General features: G+C 52.2%; 8 protein-coding genes. All 8 read left to right on the top strand.

What is annotated here, in order from left to right; translation table 11 throughout:
* Positions 1-241: 241 nt before the first annotated feature.
* The 8 genes from QJQ48_RS27185 to QJQ48_RS27150 all read left to right on the top strand — a co-directional run bounded on the left by QJQ48_RS27185 (position 242) and on the right by QJQ48_RS27150 (position 7,674).
* Positions 242-2,995: a winged helix-turn-helix domain-containing protein gene (locus QJQ48_RS27185; RefSeq protein WP_346294364.1), complete on the top strand. Its 2,754-nt coding sequence runs from the start codon at positions 242-244 to the stop codon at positions 2,993-2,995.
* A 158-nt stretch (positions 2,996-3,153) separates the two neighbouring features.
* A complete protein-coding gene (locus tag QJQ48_RS27180) occupies positions 3,154-3,438 on the top strand; it encodes a hypothetical protein (protein ID WP_346294363.1) in 285 nt (94 codons plus the stop codon).
* A complete protein-coding gene (locus QJQ48_RS27175) occupies positions 3,435-3,875 on the top strand; it encodes a DUF6326 family protein (protein WP_346294362.1) in 441 nt (146 codons plus the stop codon). Before QJQ48_RS27180 ends, QJQ48_RS27175 begins: the two co-directional genes overlap by 4 nt.
* Positions 3,876-3,903: 28 nt before the next feature.
* On the top strand, positions 3,904-4,350 hold the full coding sequence (locus QJQ48_RS27170; RefSeq protein ID WP_346294361.1) for a DoxX family protein: 447 nt from the start codon (positions 3,904-3,906) through the stop codon (positions 4,348-4,350).
* Positions 4,351-4,505: 155 nt separating this feature from the next.
* Positions 4,506-5,264 (top strand): class I SAM-dependent methyltransferase, encoded by a 759-nt coding sequence (locus tag QJQ48_RS27165; RefSeq protein WP_346294360.1) that lies wholly within the window; start codon positions 4,506-4,508, stop codon positions 5,262-5,264.
* 179 nt (positions 5,265-5,443) lie between these two features.
* The gene (locus QJQ48_RS27160; RefSeq protein WP_346294359.1) at positions 5,444-6,352 is read left to right on the top strand and encodes a DUF4145 domain-containing protein; all 909 of its coding nucleotides are present in this window, start codon (positions 5,444-5,446) and stop codon (positions 6,350-6,352) included.
* 121 nt (positions 6,353-6,473) lie between these two features.
* Positions 6,474-6,962, top strand: coding sequence for a GNAT family N-acetyltransferase (locus tag QJQ48_RS27155; protein ID WP_346294358.1), 489 nt, complete (start codon positions 6,474-6,476; stop codon positions 6,960-6,962).
* Positions 6,963-7,074: 112 nt separating this feature from the next.
* Entirely contained in the window at positions 7,075-7,674 is a 600-nt protein-coding gene (locus tag QJQ48_RS27150; RefSeq protein ID WP_346294357.1) for a glutathione S-transferase family protein, read from the top strand.
* The last annotated feature ends 318 nt before the right edge of the window (positions 7,675-7,992 follow it).

Genomic DNA, 7,992 nt, shown 5'->3' with positions numbered 1-7,992 from the left:
GAGAAACATTGCTAGGAATGTCAATCGAGCACCGTGCCAGTTGAGGTGACTTCGCAGGGTATCGCGCAGTAGAGTAACCTGTTCCATAAGGGTTTCGTTGGTCTTTCGCAATTCCATGAAACCCTTTTCTTACCTACTCTTCAAGGTTTTGTCCTGTACAGAGGATTGCTGGACGTCATGCCAAGCCTTAGAGATGAAAATGGCCTGTTAGAACAGGCATGGAAAGCATTAAAACGTATCCATGACCGTCTCGGCGAGACCGATTAATTCAGAACTCCCTTTACTGGAGACCAAGCTCTACCTCCCCCAATGGTCTGCTGATCGCGTTTCGCGTCCGAGACTGATCGATCGCATCGATCCGCAGCGCAAACTCACCCTGGTCTCGGCCCCAGCCGGGTTTGGCAAAACGACGCTGCTCGCCGAATGGATTGCCGCCGCACCCACACGACCCGTTGCTTGGGTTTCCTTAGACTCCAGTGACAACGATCCGGCGGTTTTCTGGACCTATCTGATCACCGCCTTACAGAACGTTCAACCTAGTTTGGGAGAGCGATCGCTCTCATTACTGCGATCGCCCCAGCCCCCTCCTATTGAGTCGGTGCTGATGACGCTGCTCAACGAAATAGCTGTAGTTGAAGAGGATTGTGTCCTGATCTTGGATGACTACCATGCGATCGCGATCGAAACCATTCATCACGGAATCGGCTTTTTACTCAGCCATTTGCCGCCCCACATCCATCTGATTATCGCCAGCCGTGCCGACCCGCCCTTGTCGTTGGCGCGTTTAAGGTCTCACAGAGAATTGACTGAGCTGAGGGTGAGCGACCTGCGATTCACGCCGAATGAGGCTGCCGCTTTCCTGAGACAAGTGATGGGTTTGGAGGTATCGGCGGCAGATGTGGCCGCTTTAGAGAAGCGCACCGAAGGCTGGATTGCCGGGTTGCAGCTCGCCGCACTCTCGATGCAAGGACACGCAGATCTGCCTGGATTCATTACCGCTTTCTCTGGCGACGATCGCTACATCGTGGACTATCTGCTGGAAGAAGTGTTGCAGCGGCAAAGCGATCGCGTTCGTCACTTTTTGCTGCAGACTGCTATTCTAGACCGCTTGAGCGGAGCTCTATGCGATGCCGTCACCGGCCAAACCGATGGGCAGGCCATGCTGGAAACCCTGGAACGCAGCAACTTGTTTATTATTCCGCTGGATAACACGCGCCAATGGTACCGTTACCATCACCTGTTTGCTGATGTGCTGCTAGCTCATGCTCGGATAGAGTGGCCAGAACGCCTGTTTCTCCTGCATGGACGAGCTAGCGAATGGTACGAGCAGCATGAGTTTTTCTCTGAGGCGATTCGCCATGCTCTGGCTGCTCAAGATTTTGAACGAGCAGCAGATCTGATCGAGCCGGTGTGGCCCACGATGCGCAATCGTCAGCAGGAGGCTACGGTGCGGAGCTGGCTGAAGATGCTGCCTGACTCGCTGATTCGGACTCGACCAATTCTGAGTGTGGCCTATGCGCTGGTGCTGCTGAACGCGGGGCAGCCAGAGGGGATTGAAACATATTTACAAGATGCTGAACGCGAGTTGGCACAGTTAACGCAGGTCGGGAATCCAGCGGCACAACGGATCGCGGCCAATGAAGTGCAATATCGGTTCTTGCCTGCTTCTATTGCGAATGCCCGGGCCTATCGAGCCCAAGCGCTGGGGGACTTTGCCAGCACTATCGCCCATGCCCAGCAAGCGATGACGCTGTTACCTCCCGATGAGGGATATGAACGGGGGACAACTGCCGCCTTCCTCGGTTTGGCTTACTGGTCTAGCGGCGATGTCGCAGCCGCATACCGCTCCTTCGCCGAGGGATTGAGGATCTTTCAAAAGCTGGGCGGTACTCAGATTGTCGTCGCGGCCACCCCAATTCTCGCGCAGATGGGGACGGGGCAGGGGTGGTTACGGGCAACCGCTGACACCTGTGAGCAGACTTTACAACTGGCCGAGCAGCAGCGCGGACCAATGCTGCAAGGAACGGCAGAGCTGCATCTGGCGTTGAGCGGAATCCGCTATGAGCAGGGAGATTTGGCGGCTGCTAGCCAGCTCCTGCAAACGGGGGAGGCCCTACGTGAGCAGGTGTCGATATCGGCAGCGGCCTATCTGTGGTGGCTAGTCAAGGCTCAAATCACAGCGGCTCAGGGAGACTTAGACGCGGCCTTTGACCAGCTGCATGAAGCGGCTCGGCTGTATCGGCGATCGCCCGTGCCGAATGTGCGCCCGCCTGCGGCGCTAAAGGTACGGTTGTGGTTGCAGCAGGGGAGACTGGCGGAAGCGCTGGGTTGGGTGCGGGGGTGTGGTTTGTCGGTAGATGATGAGCCGAGTTACCTGCGGGAATATGAACATTTGACTCTAGCCAGAGTGGCGATCGCGCGATACAAGCGTGATGGCACAGACGAGGCAATTCATTCGGTAATTGAACTCCTGACTCGACTGCTGGCCGCCGCCGAAGCCCATGACCGCACGGGCAGCATCATCAAAATTCTGGTGGTGCTGGCATTGACACGTCAGGCTCAGGGGGATATGGCAGCGGCGATTGCGTCCCTAGAACACGCCCTAACCCTGGCCGAACCTGAAGGCTATGTACGGGTCTTTGCCGAACACGGAACCCCGATGGAGCGACTGTTTCAACAGGCCCTGACACGCGGCATCACCCCCACCTACACTCAGCGCCTATTGACCGCCTCCGAAACCTGGGGACAAAAAAACAAAGAAACATCCCATCTCCCCATCTCCTCATCTCCCCACCCCCTCATCGAATCCCTCAGCCAACGAGAACTCGAAGTACTCCGACTACTCAACACCGAACTAACTGGCCCCGAAATCGCCCGTGAGCTGGTCGTAGCCTTAAGTACCGTGCGCACCCACACCAAACGAATTTACAGCAAACTCAATGTCACCAATCGTCGCGCTGCGGTGAAACGAGCCGCAGAGCTAGATCTGATTTAGGCGTTTGTCCCCACAAGCCCCGCCCATGAATCCCCACATTTAACCCCCACATGTGGGGACACGGGCTCCCCATATCTGTTCGTATTTTTGAGTTGTAAGCGCCAGTCGCGATTAGAGCAGGCGATCGCGCAGTGCTGATGTGTCAGTTCACAACTCCCATGAACCAACCACACCGTTCAACCGACGATCATCTCCCCCTTGAACAGTACGAAATCTGCGTCAAGGGTCATCTTGATCCTCGTTGGAGTGATTGGTTTGAGGGATTCGCGATCGCCCGCAAAGACAACGGTGAAACGCGGTTGTCTGGTCCGGTTGTTGATCAGGCTGCGCTTTTTGGACTGCTGATGAAAGTACGTGATTTGGGACTAACACTGGTCTCGGTCATGCCCACTCAACCGGAAGCAACAGAAATTTTAGACAGGCAAATAGGAGAACAATCATGAATTTGCAGAAGCAACTGCTCATGATGGAAATGAAGGCAAAACTCTCGACGCTGTGGATGTTTTTCCTGCTCAATACGATATTTCGGGACATCCACGAATTTATTGAACCGGGTTTCATTGAACACATAATGACCGGAACCTTCAACGGCATTCAAATCACCGAAGAATTGTTGCTGTTTGGTGGTTTTGTGGCCGAAGTGCCGATTTCAATGGTGCTGCTCTCTCGACTATTGCCCTATGGCACAAACCGCTGGGCCAACATCATCGCCGCTGTGATTACCCTCGGATTTGAAATCAACAACGGCACCACCGATCTAGACGATACCTTTCACATGGTCATCGAAATGGCCGCTTTATTCTTCATCATGTGGTCGGCCTGGCGGTGGCGAAACCCATTTCTCAAGCAATCTGCGATCGCTCAAGAGGTGTCGTCATGAAGCACGTGCATCAAATGGAGTAAGCAGTATGGTTGTTTTAGTTGTGTTACTCAGTGTGTTTATTGTGGTTTGGGGACTGTTGGCGATCGCCCAACGCCCTCACCAGATTCGTACCGCTGGATGTATTGCCTTTGCGGCTCTGTTTATCTTCACTGGAGTCAGTCATTTTGCCTTGGCCGATGGCATGGTGCAGATGCTGCCTGCATGGGTGCCGGGACGCTACCCCATCATTTACCTCACTGGAATCATGGAGATTGCTCTAGGACTAGGCTTTTTGCGGCCATCCGCCCGACGCCAGAGTGGTCTGCTGACCCTCGCTTTTTTGATTGCTGTACTGCCAGCTAACATCTACGCGGCTTGGAATTTCGTTGACTTTGGTGGCAATATCAACGGCCCGCGTTATCTGCTTTTTCGTGTGCCCTTACAACTTTTCCTGTTGTGGTGGGTCTGGTTTATGGCAGTGCGTCGTTCTTGACCAGTCAGTCAGCCCAGAAACATTGGGGTTAGCTCCAGTTCAGCCACTGCGCCTCGCTTGAGGATTCCATTCCTGGCTCCTGACGAGCCATAGCTTTCTAACTATCGAATCTGCAAAACGTATAGCCCTCTGTATTCAGGAGGGTTGATTTCACCATGCGATTAAACACAACAATTCCCCCATTAGCTCCGTGGGAAACCTCTCCCAGTATCGACACCCTGAGATCGCTCTATGATGCCTCTGCCGATCACTGGGACCGTTATTTGGCCCGTCTAGGCCAGCTCCAAGATTATCAACGGCTGTTCCAAAGTCGGGCTGTTCGCAACTGCTTGAGCCATCTTGACCAGACTTCTAAAATCCTCGACTGTGGCGTGGGTACCGGAGCCTTCAGTTTGGGGCTTTTAGACAGTCTCGCTCACCCAGTTCAGATCTCTGGTGTCGATATTTCCTATCCCATGTTGACCCATGCTCAACAGAACTTGAAACATCGGAGCCCGGCTCTCGATCTGCGATGGGGAGATATCCGGCGTTTGCCCTTTGCCGATGAGGCTTTCGACGCGGTGATCTTTGCCCATGTGTTGGAGCATCTGGCCGACCCCGTCGCCGCCTTGCGTGAGCTGCTGCGAGTCCTGAAACCGGGTGCCCCGCTGATTGGCTCGGTGACTCGTAAAGGACTGGGTCAAGTTCTCCTATCCCTGCGCTGGCAGAATCGAGGATATACCCCCCACCAGTTGGATGCTTGCCTGCAAGCCGCCGGACTTGAGGCTGTGAGGTCGTTTGACTATGGCACAGGTTGGTCGAGATGGATGTGCATCGCGGCGATCGGGGTTAAACCCAGAAGGGCGATTGTACTTCGCACACACTCCGTGAACGCCCCAACGCACCCCGATAAGCCTCAGCAGTTAGGAGGGTGACTATACTGGATGCGTCTACCTCATCACCCACATCGGGGTATTAGGCTGACGAATTTCTACCTAAATACCCAAATCAGGTGATTAGGCTGAAAGATTTCTACCTATACGCCCGTATAGGGGAGTTATGTGGAATCCGTCAGTCCAATAAATAATTAGCCACATGATCCCAAAGGAAATTCATGGCAATTGAGTCTCCACTATTTCAAAGCGCGATGGAGCTACTTGGTCACTCCGTTTTGCACTTCAACGGTTCGAAGGAGCTTGATAGGAAACTTGTGATTTTACACCTTGCCAATGCTATTGAGCTTATTTTGAAGGATTTGGTCTTAGATTCAGGTGATTCAATATATAAAGGCCCCAAAGAAACTATTTCTATTCATGGCTGTATAAAATCATTGCAAGACAAAAGTATTGACATACCGTACTTAAACAAAGTGGAATTGTTGATAGATGAGCGCAATGCACTTCAACATAGATTTGGATCTCCCAATGAATTAACGGCCATATTTTATATGAATATTGCCCAGGATTTTTTCAGAGACATTTTGAAGTGTCATTATGACCAAGAATACGAGGAGGTTATCACTCAGTTCGTCGAAGAGAAAGAGCTTCATGCATTTAAAATGCGAGAACCGAATGATGATGCAGAGTTGGAAAACCTGAAAAAGCTTTCAAATGTTCATCCTCTCGGCGCACTGTTGTCAGCAATGACATATTTCGAGAAGAAAATTGTAGATTTTAGTTCAAGCGTAGGTCTTGAAGATGACTTCCGTCGCCGTCCTTATTGGGCGATGCTATCACACCGTAGTTTAGAACAGTTTGGTGTGGATATCCCAGATGATCTCAGAGAAAAAATGGATGAGACAAGACGTTTACGTAATGTAGTAGCCCACGGACGAAAGGAGCCGACAAAAGAAGAAGTTGCCAGTGCTATTAACTCAATAGAGGAATTTGAAAGGTTTTTGTCAACTATAGACATAGAGAATGTTCGTTCGAACGTTGAAGCACAAAAAAGACAACGTGATAAAGAGCGTCAACAGCGTGAGAATGAACGCCAACAGCAAAACTTTGAGAAAAATAGTAGCTAACAATCCCAATGCACACCGACTGCCAGGACCCATTTTCTGAGACTGGGAGGTTATCTGCGGTGGGTGATTGAGGTCGTTAGGCAGCGATTCTGCCACAGTCTCTTGTTTAATCTTCTTCGCTATGGCAGCAATCGACTACGACAGAATCACGTTCACGCGGCTGACTAAGATTTCCCCAGCCGCAATCATCAACCTGATGAATGACCCTGTAGTCCGACGGCACCTACCACTGGCTCAGGATGAGTTTGGAGAGGTTGAGTGCGATCGCTTTGTTGCTACTAAGGAAAGAATGTGGGAGGAGAGAGGGTTCGGACCTTGGGCCTTCGTGTTGGATGACGAGTTCATCGGTTGGGGTGGCCTTCAGCCGGAAGGCGAAGATGTAGACGTGGGGCTCGTCCTCAGTCGAAAGTACTGGGGAGCTGGTCTTGCTCTCTACCGGAGAATTCTGGCATACGCATTTGAAGAACTCTGCGTTGACTCCGTTACTGCTCTGCTTCCCCCAAGTAGGACAAGGGTTTCAGCACTGCGGCGGCTTGGCTTCCACGAAGATGGTGAGATTGCGATACAAGACCAGCGCTTCATCCGCTACCGGCTCATCCGAAGTCGCTGACGAACCTGAACTCAGTGTGAAGAGCCGTTTTCGACCTATCGCTGCGATCGCAAATTCTTCGCCCGAGACGCACAAGTTGAATCACTCGAAAATTTACACGGAGATACCTGCCATGAAGCACTATTACCACCCGATGAGTCGAGGCGTGACAACCGACTGGATGCTCACAGAGCTAGAAGCTCCCCATGAGAAGATCATCATCGATTTTTTCGCAGGGGAGAATAACACGCCGGAATATCGTGCCATCAACCCTATGGGGAAGGTTCCAGCTCTCGAAGACGATGGCAGGATCGTGACCGAGACGGCAGCAATCTGTGCGTACTTGGCTGACAAGTACCTTAAAAAGGGGTTTGCCCCGGCAGTGAGTTCCCCTGATCGGGCGCGTTACTACCGCTACCTTTTCTTCCCTGGGACGACCCTTGAACCGATGTTCTCGGTCGAGCAGCTTGGGATCACCGATTTTAATCCCCAGTCAGTCGGCTGGGGAGATCGGGACCGCTGTATGGCGACGGTGGAGTCGATGACCCCTAAATCTGATTGGGTGATGGGTGAGCAATTTACCGCCGCCGATGTTGTATTTGGGGGCACGTTGGATTTTGCCATGAAGTTTGGCTGGTTGAAGAATGCGTCACCGACAGTCGCGGCCTACGTGGAGCGGATTCAGGCTAGACCCGCATACCAACAGACCCATCCCCAATCGGGGACTCAGTAGCGATCGCCTGTATGCAGGTGATTGATTGCAGCGAGATTATTGATGGGTGATGTGTCACTGACAATAATCACAATCTACCCATCTCCCGCAAGTTTTGAATGTCCTGCTCAAAATCCTCTACGCCGTAGTGTACTGAGCCAACATTCCGCAGGTTGCCAAAAGATTAGGTAGGTGCATAGTAAGGCTCAACATGAGCCCCCAAGAATCGGATGATTGTGCGCCGCTCATCAGTCAGGTTACTAATCTGCTTGAGGTGTCCGAACTGCACAAAATGAATGCCCTGAAACTTCTGAATGACCCACCGAAAGGTAGGGTTGA

Origin of the sequence: Sphaerothrix gracilis Ecp01 (assembly GCF_030405905.1) — a bacterium.
GTDB classification, from domain to species: Bacteria; Cyanobacteriota; Cyanobacteriia; order Phormidesmidales; family Phormidesmidaceae; genus Sphaerothrix; species Sphaerothrix gracilis.
Note: the sequence above shows the minus strand (reverse complement) of the source record. Positions and strands in the feature narration are given on the sequence as shown.

What these genes read in the sequence shown, in the direction of transcription:
- QJQ48_RS27185 (WP_346294364.1), top strand. Translation starts at nt 242, where the DNA reads ATGACCGTCTCGGCGAGACCGATTAATTCAGAACTCCCTTTACTGGAG.
- QJQ48_RS27180 (WP_346294363.1), top strand. Translation starts at nt 3,154, where the DNA reads ATGAACCAACCACACCGTTCAACCGACGATCATCTCCCCCTTGAACAG.
- QJQ48_RS27155 (WP_346294358.1), top strand. Translation starts at nt 6,474, where the DNA reads ATGGCAGCAATCGACTACGACAGAATCACGTTCACGCGGCTGACTAAG.
- QJQ48_RS27175 (WP_346294362.1), top strand. Translation starts at nt 3,435, where the DNA reads ATGAATTTGCAGAAGCAACTGCTCATGATGGAAATGAAGGCAAAACTC.
- QJQ48_RS27150 (WP_346294357.1), top strand. Translation starts at nt 7,075, where the DNA reads ATGAAGCACTATTACCACCCGATGAGTCGAGGCGTGACAACCGACTGG.
- QJQ48_RS27160 (WP_346294359.1), top strand. Translation starts at nt 5,444, where the DNA reads ATGGCAATTGAGTCTCCACTATTTCAAAGCGCGATGGAGCTACTTGGT.
- QJQ48_RS27165 (WP_346294360.1), top strand. Translation starts at nt 4,506, where the DNA reads ATGCGATTAAACACAACAATTCCCCCATTAGCTCCGTGGGAAACCTCT.
- QJQ48_RS27170 (WP_346294361.1), top strand. Translation starts at nt 3,904, where the DNA reads ATGGTTGTTTTAGTTGTGTTACTCAGTGTGTTTATTGTGGTTTGGGGA.